This is a genomic window from Chitinophaga sp. W3I9, assembly GCF_050434025.1.
Taxonomy (GTDB): Bacteria; Bacteroidota; Bacteroidia; order Chitinophagales; family Chitinophagaceae; genus Chitinophaga.
The window spans coordinates 4,704,951-4,727,936 of sequence record NZ_JBNPWC010000001.1 but is presented as its reverse complement, the minus strand read 5'-3'; the positions used below and the strand labels follow the sequence as shown (position 1 = coordinate 4,727,936).

Here is a 22,986-nt window from a genome sequence, read left to right as displayed (position 1 = left end):
GGACGGTATTAGATCCATACGTTCCTATGTCTTTTGAGGAAAAAACAAGCGAAACAGTTAACTCGTTGAAATGCCAGAACTGTGGCGCTATCCTGCATTATGCACCAGGCACCAACAGCCTGAAATGTGAATACTGCGGTACCGTGAACCAGATTGAGGATGATACGCAGCCGGACGCTATACAGCCCATCGATTACGACGCTTTTATTGCTTCACAGCAAAATCATACGGAAGCTACCCAACAGGCAGTAGTAGTGAAATGTGTCAGTTGCGGCGCGTCTACTACCATGCTGCCCAATGTAACCGCTGATTCATGCCCCTTCTGCGCGTCGCCGCTGGTGGTGGATACCGCGCAAACTACTTCCATCCTGCAACCGCATTATGTATTGCCCTTTGTAGTGAGCGACAAAACCGCGGTGGACCACTTTCAAACCTGGATGAAGAAACTTTGGTTTGCACCGTCCGACCTGGTGAAGAAAGTAAAAGACAGCTCCTCTCAACAATTGAAAGGCGTGTACATTCCACACTGGAGCTACGATACGGACACTTATACGGAATACTCCGGCTCCCGCGGTGAATATTATTACACCACAGAAAGCTATACAGTGGAAGTAAACGGCCGGACGGAAACCCGCACCCGGCAGGTACGGCATACCGCATGGTACCCGGCTTCCGGCAACGTTAACAATAACTTCCGGGACGTGTTGGTATCTGCCAGTCCTTCTTTGCCCCTGAAAATGGCGCAGATCCTGGAACCCTGGCACCTCGAACAACTGAAAAAATACGACGGACGGTACCTCAGCGGTTTCCGGGCGGAACTTTACCAAACGAATGCCGAACAGGCACTGGCAATCGCAAAAAAAAGAATGGACCCGGTAATCCGTAATGAGATCTGTGATGATATCGGCGGCGACGAACAACGCATCGACGACTACGACGTGGAATACAACCAGCTTGGCCTGAAGTATTTGCTGCTGCCCGTTTGGATCAGCGCCTACCGGTATAATAACAAACTCTATCATTTTGTGGTAAATGCATGCACCGGGGAAGTAACGGGCGACCGTCCCTACAGCTGGATGAAAATTGTAGGCCTTATCCTCGGTATCATTGCCGCCATCATTATTATTTACCAGTTCGCTCAATCTCAATAAGAGCAGGCACTATAAAAGAGAAATGGTTATTGTAATTTTTACAATAACCATTTTTTTTGCGCGTTCCGGGGAAAACAATCTACATTTTTCTTGCGTCAGTCCGCTTTGACTCTTCCTTTAAAATCCTTTGCTGTATTGCGTTTGATCGGTATTTGTTTTCAGGGTACCGTTTTTGCAAAGTAGAGCTATGTAAACGGGCACACCTATTACAAACCCAAAACAATATACAATGAAGAAGCTAGTTATTTTATCAGCAACATTTTTAGCCGTGTGGATGACGCAATCGTGTAACAACAATGCGAAGAATCCACAATCGGAAACACCGGTCGACAGTGCAAAGGATGTCAACGAAACTGTTAAACCGGTAGATGAAAAATCATCTGAATTTGCTGTGGAGGCTGCAAACGGTGGTATGATGGAAGTTGAGATGGGTAAGCTTGCACAGGAAAAAGCACAGAATCCAAGAGTAAAGGCTTTTGCCACCATGATGGTGAATGATCACTCCAAAGCAGGGGATGAATTAAAAGCACTGGCCGGAACAAAAGGCATCACTTTGCCGGCAGAATTGTCTACCGAAACAAAGAAACACATCGACGATCTTGGTAAGAAAACCGGTAAGGATTTCGACAAGGAATACATGAGCATGATGGTAGACGACCACGATAAAGACGTGAACAAATTTGAGAAAGCAGGCGATAATGTAACAGATGAAGACCTGAAAACCTGGGCCAGGAATACACTGCCAACGCTGAAGGCACACCAGGATTCCGCGAAAGCAATTAAAGATGCTTTGAAAAAATAATTATCTGTGAATCCAGAGAATTGCAACCATAGCTTCAAGGCCTGTTCCTTGAAGCTTTTTTTTAATGAGGCAGCTTCGGTTTTAATGCACCATAGATCCACGTGCCTGCAATGGCGCTCAGCAAAGTAATGCCTACTACCGTGAAACCGGTACCTATCTGCGCAAACAGCGGACCCGGACAAGCCCCGGTGATGGCCCATCCCAGGCCAAAGAGCAATCCGCCGAAGATCTGTCCTTTATTGAAAGTTTTAGGAGCCACCGAAATCGGTTCACCCTGGATAGTTTTAATATTAAACCGTTTGATCAATTGCAGGGAAATAATCCCGGTAATTACCGCGGTGCCAATTACACCGTACATGTGAAAGGAGGTAAGCTGAAACATTTCCTGGATACGGAACCAGCTGATCACCTGCGCCTTTACCAGCACAATACCAAAGAAAGTTCCTGCTACCAGGTACCTGATATTTTTCATGTTAGTTCAGCCATTTAAAAAGGTAAGGAATGAGCAGGTTGGCACTGATAAAGCCACCGGCCATAAAGCAACACGTAGCCACCAGCGATGGCCATTGTAAATTAGACAACCCCATGATGGAATGCCCCGATGTACAACCTCCGGCATAGCGGGTACCAAAGCCCACCAGCAAACCGCCCAGCACAAAGAATACCAGTCCCTTCCAGGTAAAGACATTCGACCAGCTGAATATTTCCGGCGGCAACAGCGCTGAGTAATCATGCACGCCATAAGTGGCCAGCCTTGCCTGTGTGGCGGCAGCCACCTGGATATCGTTGCTATCCTGCAGGTAGTGCCCTGCAATAAAACCACCCAGTACAATACCGGCTACAAAGAAGAGGTTCCAGGCCTCTTTTTTCCAGTCGTATTTAAAGAAGGAAATATTCGCCGGGAAACATGCTGCACAGATATGCCGCAGCGAAGAGGAGATACCAAAGGCCTTATTGCCCAACAGCAACAGCACCGGTACCGTAAGACCAATCAGCAACCCGGATACCGACCAGTGCCAGGGTTGCTGAATGAATTTCATAAGTTGCATGGAAAGGAATTTAGGAAGTGATAAATCTGTTACAGGAGATCATTATACTCCGGATGTCTTTTCATATAGGCATTTATGTAAGGACAGTAAGGTTTTACTTTAAGATGATTTTCCCGGGCGTATTCCAGCACGTATTTAGCCAGCTGTCCTGCAATGCCGCGGCCTTCCAGTGCAGGCGGCACTTCTGTATGCATAAAGGCAATGCCGCCGGGGTACAGGGTATAGGCAACCAGTGCGGTATGTCCTTCCACTTCGGTTTCAAACTGTTTCTTTGCGATGTTATTCCTGATGGTAAGTTCCATATAAAAAGGAGATTATAATTTGTCTAGTAAATTGCCGTCTTCTTTCGTCGCGTCTGCATTCATAAAGAAGCTCAGCGCCCCGGAAGGGCATTGTTTGATCTGCGATATAATTTGTTCGGTAGTAGCCCCCTCTGCATTGATCCAGGGTTTTTCGTTTGGATTGAATACGGACGGAAGGCCGTGAAAACACTTCTCCGAATGGATACATACACCTGGCTTCCAAACAATGGTTACCTCTCCGTTGGAGTAGTGTTTGGTGATGTCTTTCATTTTTATACGGCTTTAGTGTTCATAATAATCGGATGGCTCAATACCTTATGAATAGGGCAGGAGCGCGCTATCTGCTCCAGCCTGGCGATCTGTTCTTCACTAAGGTTCCCGGTAAAGTGCATGTCGATATCGATAACGGTAGTAAGTGGATCCGGCTTCGCAGCGCTGTTAAACCGCAGCTCAATTTCAATGTTTTCCACATGCCACTTTTTCCTGTCGGCATACATTTTAAGCGTGATAGCAGTGCAGGAGCCCAGGCTGCTCAGTAATAATTCCCCGGGCTGCGGGCCGGTATCGTCGCCGCCGGCTTCTATTGGTTCGTCTGCCAGCCAGCGGTGGTCCCTCGTATCTATCGACACCTGGTAAGGACGGCCCGATAAACTTACTCTAACTTCCTGGTCCATATATTTTTTTTACTGAAAATGATCTTTCATCCATGCTGCTGCCAAAGTAATATCTTGTTGTACCAGGTTATGACCGGCAGGAATATCGAAGGTACTTATTTTAAAGCCATTGCCTTCCAGCAGGGTGGCATAAGCCGCCGTGGCCGCAGGATCTACGGTGCCGTCCTGTGCGCCCGAGCTCATAAATACGGGCTGCTGCCGCTGCGTTTCAAAGCTGTCTTCTATACCGCTCAGCGGTTGCATAGGACGGAACAATACAGCGCCGGCCAGCAATTCCGGGTATAAAATAAGCACGGCGCCTGCAATATTGGCGCCGTTGGAATATCCAACAGCAATCAGCTTATTGATATCGAAGCCTTCTGTAGCGGCTAATTCTTTCAGGAAATGCACCATTTCATGCGTCCTGAAATGTACATCTTCTTCGTCAAATACGCCCATGCCTAAACGACGGAAGAAGCGGGGCATGCCATGTTCCTGTACATTGCCCCTCAGGCTGAGTATATTAAACCCTTTACCCAGTGATCCTGCCAGCGGTAATAAATCCCTTTCGTCTCCACCTGTGCCATGCAACAGCAATAACGTATAGGCGGCGGGGTTACCCACCGCTTCGTATACATACTGCATCGGTTTAAAATCCATATCAGTCCAGTTTAATCAGTTTTTTCACAATCTCTTCCCGCTGCGGTTCATATTGCGGCGGCAGCATCAGGTGCGTGCCCAGTTCGGCTGCCGGCTCGTCTACCGTGAAACCGGGAACGTCGGTGGCCAGTTCAAATAAAACACCGCCCGGCTCCCGGAAGTAAACAGACCGGAAATATTTACGGTCCAGCTGCGGCGTAACGTTTAAACCACGGTCTTCCAGCAACTGGCGGTAATGCAGTTGCATATCGTCGTCTTTCATCCGGAAAGCAATGTGGTGCACACTTCCGCCGGCAACATGCCCGCGGGATTCTCCCTTGGCTTCTACCAGGTCGATATAATTGGCGGTATCGCCGGCCGGACTTACAAAGCGGTAACGGTTGGTATGATGTTTATCAAGTTTGTAACCAAACACAGATACCAGCAGGTCGGCAGTAGGCTGCACATCTTCCAGCGTAAGGGTAACATGATGAAAACCCCGGGTGGCATTTTCTTCCCTCACTTCATTGGTTACCCATGGTGTGCGGTTGTCTGGCTTTTCCGGTACGGTCAGTTCCACCTTCAATCCATCGGGATCAATAAAGGTCAGGTATATTTCCCCGAATTTGGAAGATGGTTTATTATAGATGATGTTCTCTTTTTCAAATCTTTTTAACCAGAAGTCAATGCTGCCTTCCGGAATGCTGTAGCCTACCTCGGTAGCCATGTGGGTACCTCTGCGGCCGGCCATAATATCTTCCCATGGGAAGAAAGTGAGGATAGTACCGGGTGTGCCGGTTTCATCTCCATAATAAAAGTGATAAGTGTGGGGATCATCAAAGTTCACCGTTTTCTTCACAAAACGCAATCCCATCACACGGGTATAAAAATCAAAGTTCTTCTTCGCATTGCCTGAAATGGCCGTGATATGATGCAGGCCTGTTATTTCATTCATAATTCCTCCTTTTAAAAGTTGGCTGTTAGTCTTTGTACAAGACAAAGACTAACAGCTGATAATCTTACTGCTTCTTGATCAACTGCACTTCTCCGTAGATTTTTACATCGTCGCCTACCATTACGCCACCAGCTTCGGTAGCTGCATTCCAGGTAAGGCCAAAATCTTTGCGGTTAATTTTTCCGTTGATAGTAAAACCTGCCCTGGTATTGCCCCAGGGATCTTTTACCACACCACCGAATTCTACAGCGAGTTTGATGTTTTTAGTGATCCCGCGGATGGTCAGATCTCCGTATAATTCATAGGAGCCGTCGTTATCAACGCTCTCATATTTGGTCGTTTCGAAAATGATATCCTTGTAGGTGTTTACATCAAAGAAGTCGGGAGAACGAAGGTGTTTGTCCCTGTCGGCGCTGCCGGTTGAAATAGAGTCTATATCTACCGCTACTCTCACTTTAGCAGTCATAAAATCTTCTTCTTCCGTTTCTGCGTCCACCGTGAAGTTGTTGAACTTACCATTGATGTTGGTGATCATCAGGTGACGGATTTTAAATCCAAGTTCACTGTGACTCGCGTCGGCTACCCATTGTTGTTTTGCCATAAGTAAATGTAGTTTTATAATGAATCAATAAAATTGCAATGCTGCGTAAACCGCTGCAGGATTATATTTTAACAAGATCAGGAACCTATTGTTCAATCTTTTGTATCACAAATATCGGGTGAAAACAGGTGGGTTCAAATGGATCAAATACACATAATGATGTACTTTTTGTGTATGCGCTTAAAGGTAAGAAATATAACGATAAGCCCTTTATTATCAAATGATGTATAATTTTTTTCAAATACTTCAAACATTATTCATGAAAGATTGTTTTGAGGTGTTGGGGTTCAACCGGAAGCCTTCCTGATGTAAAGAAAACCGTATGAGATATTACTTGTTTTTAATTCCGTTACTGCCAGCATTGTTTGTACACGGTCAGCAAAACGGACAACAGCTGACTTTAAAGGAATGTTACCGGCTTGCGAAACAGGGAAACACATTGGTGCAGCAGGCGCAGCGATCCCTGAAAGCCCGGGAGTATAACCTGCAGGCAGAAAACGGGGCGTATTATCCTAAAGTGGATCTGCTGGCGGGTTACAATTACCTCGGCAAACCATTGGAGATAAACCTGCAACAGGTAAAAGACGGGGTGGTTAACGGGTCTTCTTCCCAAAGCGTGAATACCGCTAATACCGTTTACCAGCAAATTACCGGTCAGCCGCTTCCGCAAAATGTGCAGGACGTTATCTACAACGCCACGAAGGGCATCATCAATACCTTTTACCCCGATTATAACCCGGAGCTTACAAAGCAATCTTATTTCACGGCAGCCCTGGCGCTGCGGCAGCCAATATACCTCGGCGGCAAAATTGCAACCGCACAACAGCTGGCCAGAACACAGGTAACAGCCGGGCAGTTCAATCAGCAGGTGGTGGAAAAAGGGTTGTTCTTTGCCATCAGTGCACAGTACCTCCGCATCCTCTACCTGAATACCATTCTTGCCCATGAAGCCGTAATCGTTGAATCTTTCAGGAAGAACCGCGATTATGCCGCCTCTTTAAAAGATAACCAGATCCTGCCGCCTTACCTGCTCAACTGGGCAAGGGTATCTTTTGTACAGGCCACCAACCGGTACAACAACCTCGAGCTGGAGAAAGAAAATGCACTGCTGGAATTAAACGACTTGCTCGGGCAGCCGATTGAAACACCTATTGAAATCAACGACACCCTGGAATACGAACTGAAACCGGTAACGGAAACGGGTCAACTGGAATTGCTCCGCAATAACCCCACTTACCGCCTGGTGGAAAACAAAACGGACCTGGCCAATGTAGCTGTAAAGGCGTCGCGGTCGCTCGCCCTGCCCAATATTTTTGCCATCGGCAGCCTGAACCTGTACCAGAAAGATTTACCGGTAACCATACCGCCATGGCTCATCGGGGTGGAAATGCAGTGGAACCTCTTCGACGGCTTCCAGAAATATAAACGTACCAAAGCCAGTAAAATGCTGGTGGAAGAAGCGCAGATGGCGGCCCTGAACACTAAAACCTCGCTGGAACTGCAACTGAGGGTGTCGATCAATAAAATGAAAGCCCTGCAAAATGATGTGGCCTCGCTCGACAGCGCCCGGCAACAGGCGCACCTCACCACCACATTGGTCACCGACCGTATGCAAAACCAGCTGTCGTCTGTAAAAGATGTTAATGATGCACTCCTGCAGGAAGAGGAAATGCATAAGATCTACTATACCGCCGTAATGGGCTACTACCTCGCCCTGGCGCAGTACTGGAATGTAATAGGCACACCGGAACAATTTGCAGAATATGTTGACAGATAAACAGATTTTTTCATGAGAGCTGTACTTAAAAATTATTGGGCCCTGCTGATCCCCATCGCTATCCTGGTGATTGCGCTGATCTTCTTTGTGAAGAAGCCGGCAGCTGCAGATGAATCCATGATAGGCATGGTGGACGCCGACTACGTGGATGTGGCGGCAGAATTCCCCGGCCGGCTGGACAGCCTCCTGGTGAAACAGGGCGATACCGTCCGTAAGGGGCAGTTGCTGGGGGTGCTCCGCTCCACCGAAATCAATGCTATCCGTAACCAGGCGCAGGCGGCCATAGATGCGGCAAAAGGACAGCTCACGCTGTTGCAGAAAGGCGCCCGGCCCGAAGCCATCAAAGCAGCCGATAACCTCTATAATATCACCCAGCAACAGTATGAGCTGATGCAGAAAACCTATCAGCGTATGCAGAACCTCTTTAACGATGAGGTGATTTCCGGGCAGGAAAAAGACCTGGTATACTTCAAACTACAAGCCGCGAAAAAAGAAATGGAAACGGCCAAGCTGAACATGGATATGCTGCAACAGGGCAGCCGGCCGGAACTCATCACCACCGCATCAGCCATTGTACGGCAGGCGGAACAAGGCTATGAACTCACCAAAGCATTATCTGATAACACTTATATACATGCGCCGTCAGACGGCATTATCACTTCCATGGTCATAGAAGAAGGGGAGATCGTGGCTATTGGCTACCCGCTGATGACGATCCAGAAACCAGCCACGTATCATATTACCTACAATATACGCCAGGATGATATGCAGCGTTTCCCGCTGGGGGCCCGTGTACAGGTGCGGGTGCCGGGATGCGATCCGGAGAATTTTGAAGCCGAGGTACATAAGGTAGCGCCTTCTCTCACATTCGCCAACTGGGTACCGGTAAAAGAACAGGGCAGGTTTGAACTGCGCACTTTTACGGTAGACCTGAAACCTGTTAACCAGGCGGCTGTGAAAGGTCTGCGCCCTGGTATGACCGCCTCCATGAAACTGCCATGATGCGTTCCATCCTCCATATTGCAATCAGGGAGTGGAAGCGCATACTTACCCTCCCGGAACATTACATCGTACTGCTGGTGTTGCCGCCACTGGTATGCCTGCTCTATGGCTATATCTATAATAACCAGTTTGCCCGTGACCTCCCGGTGGCCATCTGGGATGAATCGCATTCGCCTTTATCGCGCAAGTTTGCATTTATGCTGGAGCAAACGGAGAGTATTCATATCACACAGCAGGTAGATAATGAAATCACCCTGCAAAAGATGATGGAACAGGGTGTGATCCAGGGCGCTGTCCATTTCCCGGAGAAAATGGATGATCATATCAAAAGCCGTCAACCGGTGTATATCACCGTATATACAAATACCGCAGCGGTAGTAACAGCAAAGCTGATCTATAAGGATGCCGCCAAAGTATTGATTACGGCGGGCTCGGGAGTTACGTTACAGAAGTTTGTAAAAACCGGCATGCCTGCCGGCAGGGCGATGGCGCTGGTGCAGCCCATCCGACTCACCTCTTATATGTTATACAATCCGCAATACAACTACCAGCAATACCTGGTGCCGGGGCTAATTGCAGTGGCACTACAGATGATGATCATCATGGTAACAGTGCTTGCTTTAAACCTGGAAGAAAAAAGAGGCACCTTCGCGGAACTGAATGCAATAGCCAATGGATCAGCCTCCAATGTATTGCTGGGCAAAGGTTTGGCGCACCTGAGCGTAGGATGGCTGCATTATATCCTGGTAACATGTATTGTGTTCCCACTTTTTGCGCACGGACGAATGGGCGGCTCCTGGCCGCTTTTCCTGCTTTTTACCTTGCTGATCATCGGCTGTATCAGCATAGGATTGATGGTATCGGCCATTGTAAGCGATGTAATGGTGGCCTGCGACCTCGGACTGTTCTATACTTCCCCGGCCTTTGTATTCAGCGGTTTTACTTTTCCCCGCTGGGCCATGCCGTGGTATGACCAATACTACGCCTGGCTCATGCCGTTTACGCCTTTCCTGGATGGATTCTTCAAAGTATATTTTATGGAGTTGCCCATGCAGTATGTATATAAGGAAGCGAGCCAACTGCTGATCTATATAGCAGTTACATTCCCGGTGGCATTGGTATTCCTGCAACGGAAACTGGATAAACTTTCCTTACAGCATGCGTAATTTTTTCCATCATATAACCCGGTTGTTCCTGCGGGAAGTGAGGATGGTAGCCACCGACCACAGTTTGTTGCTTACCCTGCTGATAGCGCCGCTCCTGTATGCTTTTTTCTATGGCAGCATTTATAGTTATAAGGTAGAAGAGAAAGTATTACTGGCGGTGGCGGACGACGACAAAAGTGAATTATCCCGCGCCTTCCTGCAGCAACTAAGCAAAATGCAGATTGCAGCCGTAACAGGCGCCAGGGACCTGCAGGATGCACAGGAGAAAATGTATTACGGCGAGTGCCAGGGCTACCTGTACATTCCCCACGGCGTAGAGAAAAAAGTGCTGGCCCTGCAACAGGCCGATATTGTGCTGGCCGTGAATGCTGCGCGGTTTCTGCCTTCCAGCGAACTGGCCGGTGGCATCACCACGCTGGCGCTTACCGTAGGGGCAGGGGTAAGGCTGAAGTATAACGAAATGCAGGGGTTGAATGCCCAGATGGCCATGCGGGAAACCCAGCCGGTGAACCTCGACTACCGGCCGATGTACAATGCACGCTCCAGTTATGGCGCGTTCCTTTTACCGGGACTGCTGGCGCTGATATTACAGCAAACGCTGCTGATAGGTCTTTCCGAAAGCATGGCGCTCGACAAGGAAAAAGGGCGCGTGCATGAACTGGTGAAAACCGGCGGTGGCGGCTTATCGGCCACCCTCTGGGGGAAAGGACTTTTTTATTTGGTGCTTTTTTGCTGCTATGCGTTTTTCTTTATGACGGTCAACTATACGACCCTGAACATCCCTTTCCGCGGACGGGTGCTGGATGTGGCAGTGGTGTTCTTCCTTTTCTTTTTCTCACTCATCCCCCTGGGAATATGGCTGGGCACTATGTTCCGCAGTCAGCTGATGGCGGCGCAGATGATGGTGTTTTCCACCTACCCGGTATTCCTCATTGCGGGTTATGCATGGCCATATGAATCCCTGCCGGTACCACTGCAGTGGTTATCGTCCATGGTGCCTACCACACCGTTCCTGAAAGTGTACCAGTCCATTGTGCAAATGGGCGGCACCCTGGCGGATAATGCTTCTTCCGTATTACATTTGCTGGCGCTGTCGGGGTTTTATACCCTGCTGGCATTACTTGGATTAAGGCGTTTGAATAAGCGGCAACAATCCATATCTTTGTAACGGATGTATGCAATTGTAGATATTGAAACGACAGGCGGGCATGCCAGCGCCAATGGTATAACGGAGATCGCCGTTTTCCTGTACAACGGGAACGAAGTGACGCAGCATTACCAAACCCTGGTAAACCCCGGAATCCCCATTCCTTATTACATAGAGTCGTTAACGGGCATCAGCAACAGTATGGTGGCGGATGCACCTCCCTTTGAGGCTATCGCCCCGTTATTATACGACCTGTTGAAAGACCGGATCTTTGTAGCCCATAATGTAAACTTCGATTACTCATTTATAAAGCACCAGCTGGCCAATGCGGGCTTCGACCTGCAATGTAAGAAACTGTGCACGGTACGGCTGGGACGCAAGATCTTCCCGGGGCTGAAATCATATAGCCTGGGTAATATCTGCCGCCATTTCAGCATACCAGTTAATGGCCGGCACCGGGCCGGCGGCGATGCCGAAGCCACCACCGTGCTTTTCGGGATGCTGCTGGCCAACGATAAAGAAAAGGTAATTGCTTCCATGCTGAAGGTGGGATCAAAGGAACAGTTCCTGCCGCCTAACCTGCCACCGGACCAGGTGAAAGGACTGCCGGCCCACCCGGGTGTTTATTATTTCCATGACCACAAAGACAAAGTAGTATACGTAGGCAAGGCAAAGGACCTGGGTAAACGGGTAAACAGCCATTTTACCGGGCATAGCGCCAGCCGCCAGCGGCAGAATTTCCTGCGTACTATTCACCGCATTTCCTACCAGGAAACGGCTACCGAATTAATGGCCTGCATCCTGGAGTCGGTGGAGATAAAGCGCCTGTGGCCAATTTTTAACTATGCCCAGAAGCGGGTGGAGTTCAGGTATGGATTTTACCTGTTTGAAGACCAGCAGGGATACCTGCGACTGGTTATAGAAAAGAAGCGGAAGTATTCGCACCCTGTACACAGCTTTAACCTGCTGATAGACGGTCACCGGCTGCTGCGCTCCCTCATAAAGGAGTTCCAACTGTGTCCCAAACTCTGCTTCCTGCAAAAGGGCAATGGCACCTGTGCGGGCATTACCGCCGGCACCTGTAATGGCGCCTGCGATAAGGTGGAAAAGCCGGAAAGCTATAATGAGCGCATGAAAGCGGCGATTGCATTTTTACAGGAGCAACAACCCTCCGTGATTATCGTAGACAAAGGCCGCAACAGCAGCGAGAAAAGCTGTATCCTGATGGAAAAGGGCCGCTTTTATGGAATGGGCTATATCCCTGCAGAAGTGAATACCGCCGAAGCCGCCCACGTCCGCGACTACCTGACCCCTTACGCCGAAAACGAAGTGATCATCAGCCTGCTCCGGCCTTATGCCGGCAACAGCCGGTGATGCGGATTTTGTCTTTCTCGCTGATTACGTTGATTTTACTGATTTAGAGATTTGATCACTTTGGATTTTAAATGATTTTGGGAGATATAAGCGAATATCTCCCAATCCATTAAAATCCTTATAAAATCCAAAAAGTAAAATCAAAGTAATCAGCATAATCAGCGTAATCAGTGAGAAAGACAACCTCCGCTAAGAAAAAAAATACACGATCGTTATAAATCACCTGATTCATGATTACTTTTGCATCTCGTAAAAGTGATTTTCATTTTTAATTATTAATATTTTTTTATTCATGTTAGAGTCAAGTTTCAAATTACCAGGTCAAACTGCCTTTTACAAAGGAAAAGTACGCGATGTTTACACCATTGAAGACAGGCTGATGGTAATGGTAGTAAGCGATCGCATCTCTGCATTTGATGTGGTACTGCCACGCCCGATCCCCTTTAAAGGACAGGTACTGAACCAGGTTGCGGCCATTATGCTGGAAGCGACCAAGGATATCGTTCCTAACTGGGTAAAATCTTCTCCGCTGCCTAATGTAACTATCGGGCTGAAATGTGAAACTTTCCCGGTGGAAATGGTGGTACGCGGTAACCTGACCGGTCACGCCTGGAGAACTTACAAATCCGGTGAGCGGGTATTGTGTGGTGTAACCATGCCGGAAGGACTGAAGGAAAACGACTTCTTCCCGTCGCCCATCATTACTCCAACCACCAAAGCACATGAAGGTCATGATGAGGATATTTCCCGTGATGAGATCATTTCGCAGGGACTGGTAAGCAAGGAAGACTACGAGCAACTCGAAAAGTACACCCTCGCTTTATTTGAAAGAGGTAAGGAAATGGCCGCCAAACGCGGACTGATCCTGGTGGATACAAAATATGAATTCGGTAAGATCGGCGATACCATTTATGTAATCGACGAAATTCATACGCCCGACTCTTCCCGCTATTTCTACGCGGAAGGTTATGAAGAGAACCAGAAGAACGGCGCCCAGCAGAAACAGCTCAGTAAGGAATTCGTGCGTGAGTGGCTGATGGCAAACGGTTTCCAGGGTAAAGACGGTCAGCAGGTACCGGAAATGACAGACGAATTTGTAACGAGCGTAAGCGAGCGCTACATTGAACTGTTTGAAAATATTACCGGTCAGAAATTTGTGAAAGAAGAAGTAGCGGCTGCGGATGCAGAATCCAGGATAATAGCTGCACTTAAAAGTTTATAATCATTCGATCGCTCCGGTGCAATGCCGGAGCGGTTTTTATCCCTTTGTGCACGATGAAATTACAATTATTGATCCCCGCGGTAGTTTGTTTGTTAAGCTTTGCCGCCTGCAACAACACCTCCAAATCCCCTAAAGAATTAAGCAGCGAGGAAGTACTGGAACTGGCTGGAAAATCGCCGGGCATGAATGCCGGCAGAGGAACCTTTACCGTAAATACCCCCGCCGGCTGGACGAAGATAGATACCGTGATGAGCCGGATAGAATATACGTTTATGATGGCGCCGGTAACCGATGATAGTACCTTTCAGGCCAATGTAAATATTGTTACGCAGGAACTGAAGAAAGGATTTACGCTGGATAAGGTGATGGAAAGCACCCAAAAAGAAATGGAAAGTTTCTTCGTGGATTATAAAAAGATCGATACCGGCGAACGCATGGTCACCGGCGCAAAAGCCAAATGGATGAAATGCCAGTATGCCCACCGTGAAAGCGGTACCCTGCTCAACGGAGAGGTAACCATCCTGGTAAAAAATAATATCGCCTACGCCATTACCCTCACCACACTCGCCGACGACCTGGCAAAATATGAACCAGCGCTGGAAGAGATCCTGGGGTCTTTTACCGCAAAGTAAAATAGGCGGATTTTGTCTTTCTCGCTGATTACGCTGATTATACTGATTAGTTTGATTTTTACTTTTGGATTTTTTTTGATTTTTAGATTTTCCTCAAGTAATAATTAAGGGAGATAAGAGCGAATATATCCGCTTCTATCTCCCTTAATCCTTTATAAAATCCAAAAGTAAAAATCAAACTAATCAGTATAATCAGCGTAATCAGCGAGAAAGACAAAATCCGCGGTCTTCTCCTTTATGCTTCGAATGCCTTATTTTTGTTTGCAAATTGACGACCGTTGAAACACCTTGCCGCGCTTAATAAATACTTTCTTACCAATAAATGGCTGCTGATCCTTGGACTGTTGTTTACCGCTATATCCATTGTGTTCAGTGTCTTCCAGCCTATCATGGTACGCCAGATCTTTGACCTGCTGGCGCATAATATAGATGAATACCGGCTGCTGGACAATACTGCGCTGAAGGTGGCCTTCCGTGCGGATTTCACGCATGTACTGGCGTTTTACGGGGTGAGTATCCTGCTGTTTGCATTGCTGAGCGGATTCTTTTTATTCCTGCAACGGCAAACGCTGATTGTAATGAGCCGTCATATCGAGTACGATCTGAAGAATGAAATTTACCAGCATTATCAGAAGCTGGATCTTAACTTTTTTAAGATGCATCGTACCGGCGACCTGATGAGCCGTATTACGGAAGATGTATCACGGGTACGCATGTATGTAGGTCCTGCTATCATGTACGCATCGCGGACTGTATTTCTCATCGTGATCATTGTATACCTGATGCTGGAGGTGAATCCTTTGCTGACGCTGTATACCTTGTCGCCATTGCCTTTCCTTGCCTTAACCATTTATTATGTGAACAGGATCATTCACCGCAAAAGCGAAAAGATCCAGTCGCAGTTATCCAATATTACTTCCATTGCGCAGGAATCTTATTCCGGTATCCGCGTAATAAAATCATATATCCAGGAAGATGCCAGCGCACGCCATTTTGAAGAAGCGAGCGAAGCGTATAAAGACAGCTCTATCAGCCTGGCTAAAACAGACGCCCTGTTTCAGCCCACTATGGCGCTGATGATTGGCCTGAGCGTGATCCTCACTATTTTCATAGGTGGTATTCAGGTAATCAAGGGAAATATTACTGTGGGCAACCTGGCGGAATTTGTGATCTATGTAAACATGCTGATGTTCCCGTTCTTTTCTATCGGGATGGTGGCGTCCATGATACAGCGTGCGGCGGCCTCACAGCAACGTATAAACGAATTTTTACAGATAGCGCCTACGGTGAAGGATGAACCGGATGCGAAAACGGTGAAGCTGAAAGGAGGGGTGCGGCTGGAAAACGTGACTTTCACTTATCCGCATACGGGGATTACCGCCATCAGCGATTTTAACCTGGATATCAAACCGGGGCAGAAGGTGGCCGTTATTGGCAGAACCGGGTCCGGAAAAAGTACGCTGGCGCAACTGCTTATCCGGATGTACGATCCGCAGGAGGGGAAGGTGATGGTAGACGACCAAGATATCCGTCACCTGCGGCTGGCCGATTTGCGTAGCCAGATCAGTTATGTGCCGCAGGATGTGTTCCTGTTTTCCGACAGCATCGCCAATAACATCCGTTTTGGCGATCCTAGCGCCAGTATCCAGGCGGTGCAAACCGCTGCCAGGCAGGCTTCCGTGGAGAAAGACATCCTGGGTTTCAACGAAGGCTTTGATACCGCCATCGGGGAGAGGGGCGTAACGCTGAGCGGTGGCCAGAAACAGCGGATCTCCATTGCGAGGGCGCTGATCAAGGACCCGGACATCCTCATTTTCGACGACTGCCTCTCCGCTGTTGATGCCCGGACCGAAAAAGAGATTATAGGTAACCTGTATGCCTATCTGAAAAATAAGACAGCCATTATCATCACTCACCGGATATTTGCCTTGTTTGAGTTCGATAGCATAATCGTACTCGATGAAGGAAAAATTGTAGAGCAGGGAACACATAATGATTTATTGTCATTGAACGGATACTACGCAGAGCTGTACGCGCGTCAGCAATCCGGCGACGAAGAAAGTGTAAGTGAGTAGCAATCACGTGCTTGTATATTCCCTGCCGCAGCCCGTTACACGTGGCTTTTATGATTTTTCAAAATCATTTAAAAATATTTTGATATTTGTAAAACAATAGTATATTTGTCTCTTATTGTAACAGGATTTGATTCGTTAACACTTAAATCTATCAACTGTGGCGTACGAAAACAACAATCAACAGGAAAGAAACAATGATAGCATCTTTTCTAAACGATTGAAAGCGGGCAAAAGAAGAACGTACTTCTTTGATGTAAAGACCACTCGGGGAAACGACTATTTTCTTACTATAACAGAAAGTAAGAAGCGTTTTAATGACAACGGTTATGACAGGCACAAAGTATTCCTGTACAAGGAGGACTTCAACAAGTTCCTGAACGCACTGACCGAAACCATCAACTATGTGAAAACTGAGTTGATGCCCGATTTCGACTTTGATGCCTACAACCATGATTATGTGCAGGAAGAACAGGACGAAACAGAAACAGAAGGAGTTGAAGTTAGCGCTTCAGTAGCCCCTGTTGAGGTAGAAGTACCTGTTGAGGCGTCAGTAGCCGCCCCGGCTTCACATAGCTCAGACGAGGTAGACAAATGGTAAGATTTTTACTTAAAGATTTTTACAAAAAATAATAGGCAACCCCCGGATTTCTCCGGGGGTTTTTTATTACGCGGATTTTGTCTTTCCCGCTGATTACGCTGATTATACTGATTACTATGATTTTGTTTTTTTTGATTTTATAAAGGATTTTAAATGATTAGAGGAGATATAAGCGAAAATATCCGCTCATATCTCCTCTAATCATTTAAAATCCAAAGTGATCAAATCCCTAAATCAGTAAAATCAGCGTAATCAGCGGGAAAGACAACATCCGCGTTCGCCGGAGGCGAACAATTACGCCGTGCGCATATGCTTCCACGCGTTGATCAGGCCATTGGTGCTCGCATCGTGGTTAAGTATGATGTCGTTGTTTTCCAGTTCGGGTAATATTTTGCTGGCTAATTGTTTGCCGAGTTCCACGCCCCATTGGTCGAAGCTGTAAATGTTCCAGATCACGCCCTGAACAAAGATCTTGTGTTCGTAGAGGGCGATCAGTGAACCCAGGGAGCGGGGGGTTATTTCCTTTACCAGGAAGGAGTTGGTGGGGCGGTTGCCAGGGAAAATTTTCGATGGCAGGATATTCGCCATTTCTTCTGCCGAAGCGCCGGACTTCTCCAGTTCAGCACGTACCTCTGCTTCCGTTTTACCATTCATCAGCGCTTCTGTTTGTGCAAAAAAGTTCGACAATAGCTTCACATGATGATCACCGATGGGATTGTGGCTGATAGCCGGTGCGATAAAGTCGCAGGGAATCAGGCGGGTGCCCTGGTGGATGAGCTGGTAGAAAGCATGTTGACCATTGGTGCCTGGTTCGCCCCAAACGATAGGGCCGGTTTCATAACTAACGGTGTGGCCTGTACGATCGGTGGATTTACCATTGCTTTCCATATTGCCTTGCTGGAAATAAGCAGCAAAGCGGTGCATGTACTGGTCGTATGGCAATATGGCTTCTGTGGCGCTGCCGAAGAAATTACCATACCACAGGCCAATCAGCGCCATGATAATAGGTATATTCTGTTCCGGTGGTGTATCGGCGAAGTGCCTGTCCACTGCATGTGCGCCATCAAGTAGCTGCGTGAAGTTGTCGTATCCGATGGTGAGTGCAATGGATAAGCCGATAGCGGACCACAGGGAATAGCGGCCGCCAACCCAATCCCAGAATTCAAACATATTTTTTGGATCGATGCCAAAGGCTGTTACTGCTTTTTCGTTGGTAGATAAAGCGGCAAAATGTTTGGCTACAAATTTCTCATCTTCCGCGTGTTCCAGGAACCAGTTGCGTGCGGTGTGGGCGTTGGTCATGGTTTCCTGGGTGGTAAATGTTTTGGAGGCGATGAGGAACAAGGTTTCGTCCGGTGTAACTTTTTTCAGGGTTTCGGCGATGTGCGTGCCATCTACGTTAGATACAAAATAGGTTTGTATGTTAGGTTTCCAGTATGGTTTCAGCGCTTCCGTAACCATCACCGGGCCGAGGTCGGAACCACCGATACCGATATTTACGATATAACGTATAGGCTTACCCGTGTATCCTTTCCATTCGCCGGAGTGTATCTGCCGGCAGATGTGATCCATTTTGTTCAATACTGCTTTTACATCAGGCATTACATCGCGGCCATCCAGTAAAACAGGTTTATCTGATGTGTTGCGTAAAGCGGTATGCAGTACAGCACGGTTTTCTGTAACGTTTATTTTTTCTGCGCCAAACATCGCTTTGATCGCATCCGGTACGCCGCATTCTGCTGCCAGTCCTAATAACAGGCTGCGGGTATCTTCCGTAATAATATTCTTGGAGTAGTCGAAAAGGATGTCTTCAAATTTCAGGGAAAACTCACTGAAGCGTTCTTTGTTTTCCATAAACAAGGCACGCATATGTACCTTTTTCATTTCTTCTGCGTGCTTCTTTAAGGCGTCCCACGATTTGGTGGTTGTTGGATTGGTAGATGGAAACATAGTCGTGTATATATTAAATGCGCATCAAAAATAATCTTTTAGATTCATGATTTCTGTTTCCTGTACAATTGCCAGGAAATTGTTATGGCAATCACGCCAATGGCAATAATGCAGGTATGGATGATGGGGTTCTCATCCATGGTGTCGGCAGCCCTTCTCTTCAGCAGGATACCATAGAAGGCCCACACAATAACAAGGGCATAGGTGATATTGTTGCGAAGCAGCACCATGGCTATACTCAGCAGGGTACCCACGCTGATCATGGCAATAGCCCACAGCACCTGGGAATGGCGGCTGCCTTCCCACCCGGTGTATACCAGCAGCGCCGTGATATTAGCGATGGTGGCAATAGAAATCCATCCAAGGTAGATGCTGAAAGGAATATGAATAAATAATTTCTCCGTCAGCGTAGCAGGAGCGATGCCGATACCAAAGTTGAGATGTACGATGATCAGTGAAATCAGGAGGATCACCATGATAGCCACGCTCACAGGTATCAGGTGATAATGCCAGGCAAACAGCCAGCAGGCATTGGCCACACAGGAAATGAGGAACCAGTCTTTCATACGCTGCATCACATATGCCAGCGTTGCAGGTTGTTTATTAGAGAAAGATAACCATAATTGATATATGATAAATGCCGTTAAAGAAAGATAGATAACACTCCAGATAGAGAACGTAATTCCCGCCGGTATAAAAAGGTTAGGGTATTCTTCCGAAATCTGTGCGGTTGTTTTACCATTGATGGGAAGCAGCACTGCCAGTGCGTTTGCGGCTATCATGATAATAAAACCTAGCGTGTTGAAGATGGACCGGTTTTTAAAGTGGAGGGTTTCATGGCTCACCATAACGGATGGGTGCTTTTTATAATATTAGTGACATTGGTTACCGTGTTACAACACAAAAATTATGCTAAAGTAAACAATCACAACAAAGTTTGAAAGCCGTTAGTATATATCTCCATTTTTTCCATACATTTGCCAGCTATGACAGCTGAGCAACTTAAAGCTATGAGGGACCGTTTATATGTCCTGGGAGGTTTTCTTTAACGTACCTGACCGATTAGCAAAAATAGAAAACGACAAACAACTAAGCCTGGCGCCTGGTTTCTGGGACGACAACGTCAGAGCCACTTCGATTCTGAAGGAAATAAAGGTTAACAAATATTGGGTAGACCTTTACGATCAGGTGAACGCTGCTATTGACGACAGCGCTGTACTGAACGATTTTTTCAAAGAAGGGGAAGCAACGGAAGAAGAGGTAGAACAGGCCTACAATGCTGCAGTAGCAGCGCTGGACGACCTGGAATTTAAATCCACCCTCAACCAGCCGGAAGATGAAATGCCCGCAGTATTAACCATTAACTCCGGTGCAGGCGGCACGGAAAGCCAGGATTGGGCCGAAATGCTGCTGCGCATGTACCGCATGTATGGCGAAAAGCAGGGATGGAAAGTATCAGAAATTGATACACAGTATGGAGATGGAGCCGGTATTAAATCCGCTACACTGGAATTTGATGGCGACTTTGCATATGGTCATCTGAAAGCGGAAAGCGGTGTACACCGCCTCGTCCGTATTTCACCTTTCGATTCCAATGCACGCAGACATACTTCTTTCGCCTCCGTATATGTATATCCGTTAGTAGACAATACTATCGAGATCGCTGTGAACCCGGCAGACCTGGAATGGGAATTTTACCGTTCAGGTGGTAAGGGCGGACAGAACGTAAACAAGGTAGAAACAGCGGTACGTTTGAAGCACATCCCGTCCGGTATCATCATCGAATGCCAGCAGGCACGTACGCAGGGAGAGAACCGTGAAAAAGCGCTCACCATGCTGAAATCACGCCTGTATGAAGAAGAGATTCGCAAAAGGGAAGAACTGAAAAATGCAGCCAACGCCAACAAACGCAAAATTGAGTGGGGATCACAGATCAGATCATACGTATTCCATCCGTATAAAATGATCAAGGACCATCGCACCGACTTTGAAGTAGGCAACGTAGGACCTGTAATGGACGGCGACCTGAACGGCTTTGTGAAAGCATACCTGATGATGCAGAAGGAAGAGGACAATAATTAATAAGTATCGACTAATTATTAATAAGCGCGTAGGCGTTGTATAACTTAATTTTGCTGCGGAAACAATACTCGTAGTCATTTGTTTATTTGATTGTTTGTGGGCCTCCAGGTTTACAAATGATCAAATAAACAAATATAAAAATTAGGATACAATGAATACAGGATACTTTGAGTACGCAGCGCCTGCTAATGAGCCTGTGTTGTCTTATGCACCCGGTTCTGCTGAGAGAATTGCATTAAAGAAACAATTAGCCGCCTTCAAAAGCGAAGTAGCAGATATACCCATGTATATCGGGGGTAAAGAAATCCGCACCGGAAACACCGTTGATCTGCGCCCTCCCCACGAAATCAAACACAAATTAGGTCACTTCCATATGGGCGATGCGTCTCATGTGAAAACCGCCATCGCAGCAGCGCTGGAGGCACGTGAAAAATGGGCCAATATGGACTGGGAACAACGCGCCGGCATCTTCCTGCGCGCTGCCGAACTCCTGGCCACCAAATACCGCTATCACATCAATGCCGCTACCATGCTGGGCCAGAGTAAGAATCCTTACCAGGCTGAAATTGACAGCGCATGTGAACTGATCGACTTCCTCCGCTACAACGTACACTTCCTGAGCGAAATATACCGCCAGCAGCCGGTTTGCGCCCCCGGTATCCATAACAGGGTAGAATACCGCCCGCTGGAAGGGTTTGTACTGGCCGTTACACCGTTCAACTTCACCGCTATTGCCGGTAATCTGCCTACGTCTGCTGCTATGTGCGGTAATGTAGTAGTATGGAAACCCGCCAATACACAGGTGTTTGCCGCACAGGTGATCATGAAGGTACTGATCGAAGCAGGCCTGCCCGATGGCGTTATCAACCTCGTGTATGCCAACGGTCCCGTTGTCGGCGACGTTTGCTTCGCAGATCCTCACTTTGCAGGTATCCATTTCACCGGCTCTACCGGCGTATTTCAGACCATGTGGAAAACCATCGGTGAAAACATCCACAAATACAAAACTTACCCGCGCATCGTTGGTGAAACAGGTGGTAAAGACTTCGTACTGATCCACAAATCAGCGGATGTTGACATCGCCGTTACCGCTTTGGCCCGCGGCGCTTTTGAATACCAGGGACAGAAATGTTCTGCCGCCTCCCGTGCATACATACCAAACAATCTTGCTGACGATATAAAATCAAAATTAGTTGCGGAGCTGAAAACCATGAAAATGGGCAGCACCGAAGATTTCAGCAACTTCATCAACGCAGTGATCGATGAACGCTCTTTCGATAAGATCGCGCAATACATCGACAATGCAAAGAAAGATCCGGCAGTAAAGATCATTGCCGGTGGTAATTACAACAAAGCTGAAGGTTACTTTATTGAGCCTACTGTTATCGAAACTACCGATCCGAAATACATCACTATGTGTGAGGAAATTTTCGGACCCGTATTAACGATCCACGTGTACGACGCAGAGAAATTTGAAGAAATCATGCAGGTGGTAGACAGTACCTCCGAGTATGCTTTAACCGGTGCCATCATTGCGCAGGACCGTTATGCAGTGGAACTGGCTACCCGCACCCTGGTAAACAGCGCCGGTAACTTCTACATCAACGACAAGCCAACCGGCGCAGTAGTAGGGCAGCAGCCATTTGGCGGCGCCCGCGCTTCTGGTACCAACGATAAAGCAGGCTCTATGCTGAACCTCTATCGCTGGTTAAGCGCCAGGAGCATCAAAGAAACTTTTGTACCGGCTACCGATTACCGGTACCCGTTCCTGAAAGAAGCTTAGTAAATGTTCATGATTTATATGCGGGC

At 47.5% G+C, this 22,986-nt stretch carries 23 protein-coding genes; 13 read left to right on the top strand and 10 right to left on the bottom strand.

The window, feature by feature from the left end; translation table 11 throughout:
• The first annotated feature begins 26 nt into the window (after positions 1-26).
• Together QFZ51_RS19355 and QFZ51_RS19350 are read left to right on the top strand one after the other, a co-directional pair.
• Entirely contained in the window at positions 27-1,151 is a 1,125-nt protein-coding gene (locus QFZ51_RS19355) for a zinc finger domain-containing protein (RefSeq protein WP_429048106.1), read from the top strand.
• Positions 1,152-1,380: 229 nt separating this feature from the next.
• Positions 1,381-1,953, top strand: coding sequence for a DUF4142 domain-containing protein (locus QFZ51_RS19350; RefSeq protein WP_429048105.1), 573 nt, complete (start codon positions 1,381-1,383; stop codon positions 1,951-1,953).
• Positions 1,954-2,014: 61 nt separating this feature from the next.
• Here QFZ51_RS19350 and QFZ51_RS19345 read toward each other — a convergent pair whose 3' ends face one another.
• The 8 genes from QFZ51_RS19345 to QFZ51_RS19310 all read right to left on the bottom strand — a co-directional run bounded on the left by QFZ51_RS19345 (position 2,015) and on the right by QFZ51_RS19310 (position 6,152).
• Positions 2,015-2,425, bottom strand: coding sequence for a DUF6691 family protein (locus tag QFZ51_RS19345; RefSeq protein ID WP_370913173.1), 411 nt, complete (start codon positions 2,423-2,425; stop codon positions 2,015-2,017).
• A gap of 1 nt (position 2,426) precedes the next feature.
• Positions 2,427-3,002: a YeeE/YedE family protein gene (locus tag QFZ51_RS19340; RefSeq protein WP_429048103.1), complete on the bottom strand. Its 576-nt coding sequence runs from the start codon at positions 3,000-3,002 to the stop codon at positions 2,427-2,429.
• 29 nt (positions 3,003-3,031) lie between these two features.
• Positions 3,032-3,304, bottom strand: a complete 273-nt coding sequence (locus QFZ51_RS19335) for a GNAT family N-acetyltransferase (protein ID WP_370913171.1) — start codon at positions 3,302-3,304, stop codon at positions 3,032-3,034.
• Between the two features lie 12 nt (positions 3,305-3,316).
• Positions 3,317-3,574, bottom strand: a complete 258-nt coding sequence (locus tag QFZ51_RS19330; protein ID WP_429048101.1) for a (4Fe-4S)-binding protein — start codon at positions 3,572-3,574, stop codon at positions 3,317-3,319.
• Between the two features lie 2 nt (positions 3,575-3,576).
• Complete coding sequence (locus QFZ51_RS19325; protein WP_370913169.1) at positions 3,577-3,978, bottom strand: OsmC family protein; 402 nt, start codon at positions 3,976-3,978, stop codon at positions 3,577-3,579.
• Positions 3,979-3,987: 9 nt separating this feature from the next.
• Positions 3,988-4,617, bottom strand: a complete 630-nt coding sequence (locus QFZ51_RS19320) for an alpha/beta hydrolase (protein WP_429048099.1) — start codon at positions 4,615-4,617, stop codon at positions 3,988-3,990.
• Between the two features lies 1 nt (position 4,618).
• On the bottom strand, positions 4,619-5,551 hold the full coding sequence (locus QFZ51_RS19315) for a ring-cleaving dioxygenase (protein WP_429048097.1): 933 nt from the start codon (positions 5,549-5,551) through the stop codon (positions 4,619-4,621).
• A 64-nt stretch (positions 5,552-5,615) separates the two neighbouring features.
• Complete coding sequence (locus QFZ51_RS19310; protein ID WP_370913166.1) at positions 5,616-6,152, bottom strand: YceI family protein; 537 nt, start codon at positions 6,150-6,152, stop codon at positions 5,616-5,618.
• 322 nt (positions 6,153-6,474) lie between these two features.
• On the opposite strand from QFZ51_RS19310, the gene QFZ51_RS19305 reads away from it, so the two are divergent.
• The 9 genes from QFZ51_RS19305 to QFZ51_RS19265 all read left to right on the top strand — a co-directional run bounded on the left by QFZ51_RS19305 (position 6,475) and on the right by QFZ51_RS19265 (position 17,145).
• Entirely contained in the window at positions 6,475-7,929 is a 1,455-nt protein-coding gene (locus tag QFZ51_RS19305) for a TolC family protein (protein ID WP_429048095.1), read from the top strand.
• A gap of 12 nt (positions 7,930-7,941) precedes the next feature.
• A complete protein-coding gene (locus QFZ51_RS19300; RefSeq protein WP_429048093.1) occupies positions 7,942-8,931 on the top strand; it encodes an HlyD family secretion protein in 990 nt (329 codons plus the stop codon).
• Positions 8,931-10,097 (top strand): ABC transporter permease, encoded by a 1,167-nt coding sequence (locus tag QFZ51_RS19295; protein WP_429048091.1) that lies wholly within the window; start codon positions 8,931-8,933, stop codon positions 10,095-10,097. The genes QFZ51_RS19300 and QFZ51_RS19295 overlap by 1 nt, the downstream gene beginning before the upstream one ends.
• Entirely contained in the window at positions 10,090-11,265 is a 1,176-nt protein-coding gene (locus QFZ51_RS19290) for an ABC transporter permease (protein ID WP_429048089.1), read from the top strand. The genes QFZ51_RS19295 and QFZ51_RS19290 overlap by 8 nt, the downstream gene beginning before the upstream one ends.
• A gap of 3 nt (positions 11,266-11,268) precedes the next feature.
• Complete coding sequence (locus QFZ51_RS19285; protein ID WP_429048087.1) at positions 11,269-12,618, top strand: exonuclease domain-containing protein; 1,350 nt, start codon at positions 11,269-11,271, stop codon at positions 12,616-12,618.
• Between the two features lie 292 nt (positions 12,619-12,910).
• Positions 12,911-13,840: a phosphoribosylaminoimidazolesuccinocarboxamide synthase gene (locus QFZ51_RS19280; RefSeq protein WP_429048085.1), complete on the top strand. Its 930-nt coding sequence runs from the start codon at positions 12,911-12,913 to the stop codon at positions 13,838-13,840.
• 53 nt (positions 13,841-13,893) lie between these two features.
• Positions 13,894-14,472, top strand: a complete 579-nt coding sequence (locus QFZ51_RS19275) for an LpqN/LpqT family lipoprotein (RefSeq protein WP_429048084.1) — start codon at positions 13,894-13,896, stop codon at positions 14,470-14,472.
• 278 nt (positions 14,473-14,750) lie between these two features.
• Positions 14,751-16,547: an ABC transporter ATP-binding protein gene (locus tag QFZ51_RS19270; RefSeq protein ID WP_429048082.1), complete on the top strand. Its 1,797-nt coding sequence runs from the start codon at positions 14,751-14,753 to the stop codon at positions 16,545-16,547.
• Between the two features lie 157 nt (positions 16,548-16,704).
• Positions 16,705-17,145 carry a DUF3276 family protein gene (locus tag QFZ51_RS19265; protein WP_429048081.1) on the top strand — a complete coding sequence of 147 codons (441 nt, stop codon included), beginning with the start codon at positions 16,705-16,707 and terminating at the stop codon, positions 17,143-17,145.
• A gap of 294 nt (positions 17,146-17,439) precedes the next feature.
• Here QFZ51_RS19265 and pgi read toward each other — a convergent pair whose 3' ends face one another.
• Positions 17,440-19,095 carry a glucose-6-phosphate isomerase gene (gene pgi / locus QFZ51_RS19260; protein ID WP_429048079.1) on the bottom strand — a complete coding sequence of 552 codons (1,656 nt, stop codon included), beginning with the start codon at positions 19,093-19,095 and terminating at the stop codon, positions 17,440-17,442.
• 44 nt (positions 19,096-19,139) lie between these two features.
• Positions 19,140-19,943, bottom strand: coding sequence for a hypothetical protein (locus QFZ51_RS19255; RefSeq protein ID WP_429048078.1), 804 nt, complete (start codon positions 19,941-19,943; stop codon positions 19,140-19,142).
• 138 nt (positions 19,944-20,081) lie between these two features.
• Between QFZ51_RS19255 and prfB the strand changes: the two genes are divergently transcribed.
• Together prfB and pruA are read left to right on the top strand one after the other, a co-directional pair.
• Positions 20,082-21,177 (top strand): peptide chain release factor 2 gene (gene prfB / locus QFZ51_RS19250; RefSeq protein WP_143313671.1). Its coding sequence is split into 2 segments (ribosomal slippage): positions 20,082-20,141 and positions 20,143-21,177, totalling 1,095 coding nucleotides; the frame shifts between segments, so codons are not numbered across the junction.
• 151 nt (positions 21,178-21,328) lie between these two features.
• On the top strand, positions 21,329-22,960 hold the full coding sequence (gene pruA, locus QFZ51_RS19245) for an L-glutamate gamma-semialdehyde dehydrogenase (protein ID WP_429048077.1): 1,632 nt from the start codon (positions 21,329-21,331) through the stop codon (positions 22,958-22,960).
• The last annotated feature ends 26 nt before the right edge of the window (positions 22,961-22,986 follow it).

What these genes read in the sequence shown, in the direction of transcription:
- QFZ51_RS19295 (WP_429048091.1), top strand. Translation starts at nt 8,931, where the DNA reads ATGCGTTCCATCCTCCATATTGCAATCAGGGAGTGGAAGCGCATACTT.
- QFZ51_RS19310 (WP_370913166.1), bottom strand. Translation starts at nt 6,152, where the DNA reads ATGGCAAAACAACAATGGGTAGCCGACGCGAGTCACAGTGAACTTGGA.
- QFZ51_RS19255 (WP_429048078.1), bottom strand. Translation starts at nt 19,943, where the DNA reads ATGGTGAGCCATGAAACCCTCCACTTTAAAAACCGGTCCATCTTCAAC.
- pgi (WP_429048079.1), bottom strand. Translation starts at nt 19,095, where the DNA reads ATGTTTCCATCTACCAATCCAACAACCACCAAATCGTGGGACGCCTTA.
- QFZ51_RS19275 (WP_429048084.1), top strand. Translation starts at nt 13,894, where the DNA reads ATGAAATTACAATTATTGATCCCCGCGGTAGTTTGTTTGTTAAGCTTT.
- QFZ51_RS19355 (WP_429048106.1), top strand. Translation starts at nt 27, where the DNA reads ATGTCTTTTGAGGAAAAAACAAGCGAAACAGTTAACTCGTTGAAATGC.
- QFZ51_RS19320 (WP_429048099.1), bottom strand. Translation starts at nt 4,617, where the DNA reads ATGGATTTTAAACCGATGCAGTATGTATACGAAGCGGTGGGTAACCCC.
- QFZ51_RS19330 (WP_429048101.1), bottom strand. Translation starts at nt 3,574, where the DNA reads ATGAAAGACATCACCAAACACTACTCCAACGGAGAGGTAACCATTGTT.
- QFZ51_RS19280 (WP_429048085.1), top strand. Translation starts at nt 12,911, where the DNA reads ATGTTAGAGTCAAGTTTCAAATTACCAGGTCAAACTGCCTTTTACAAA.
- QFZ51_RS19290 (WP_429048089.1), top strand. Translation starts at nt 10,090, where the DNA reads ATGCGTAATTTTTTCCATCATATAACCCGGTTGTTCCTGCGGGAAGTG.
- QFZ51_RS19350 (WP_429048105.1), top strand. Translation starts at nt 1,381, where the DNA reads ATGAAGAAGCTAGTTATTTTATCAGCAACATTTTTAGCCGTGTGGATG.
- pruA (WP_429048077.1), top strand. Translation starts at nt 21,329, where the DNA reads ATGAATACAGGATACTTTGAGTACGCAGCGCCTGCTAATGAGCCTGTG.
- QFZ51_RS19285 (WP_429048087.1), top strand. Translation starts at nt 11,269, where the DNA reads ATGTATGCAATTGTAGATATTGAAACGACAGGCGGGCATGCCAGCGCC.
- QFZ51_RS19345 (WP_370913173.1), bottom strand. Translation starts at nt 2,425, where the DNA reads ATGAAAAATATCAGGTACCTGGTAGCAGGAACTTTCTTTGGTATTGTG.
- QFZ51_RS19335 (WP_370913171.1), bottom strand. Translation starts at nt 3,304, where the DNA reads ATGGAACTTACCATCAGGAATAACATCGCAAAGAAACAGTTTGAAACC.
- QFZ51_RS19315 (WP_429048097.1), bottom strand. Translation starts at nt 5,551, where the DNA reads ATGAATGAAATAACAGGCCTGCATCATATCACGGCCATTTCAGGCAAT.
- QFZ51_RS19305 (WP_429048095.1), top strand. Translation starts at nt 6,475, where the DNA reads ATGAGATATTACTTGTTTTTAATTCCGTTACTGCCAGCATTGTTTGTA.
- QFZ51_RS19300 (WP_429048093.1), top strand. Translation starts at nt 7,942, where the DNA reads ATGAGAGCTGTACTTAAAAATTATTGGGCCCTGCTGATCCCCATCGCT.
- QFZ51_RS19340 (WP_429048103.1), bottom strand. Translation starts at nt 3,002, where the DNA reads ATGCAACTTATGAAATTCATTCAGCAACCCTGGCACTGGTCGGTATCC.
- QFZ51_RS19325 (WP_370913169.1), bottom strand. Translation starts at nt 3,978, where the DNA reads ATGGACCAGGAAGTTAGAGTAAGTTTATCGGGCCGTCCTTACCAGGTG.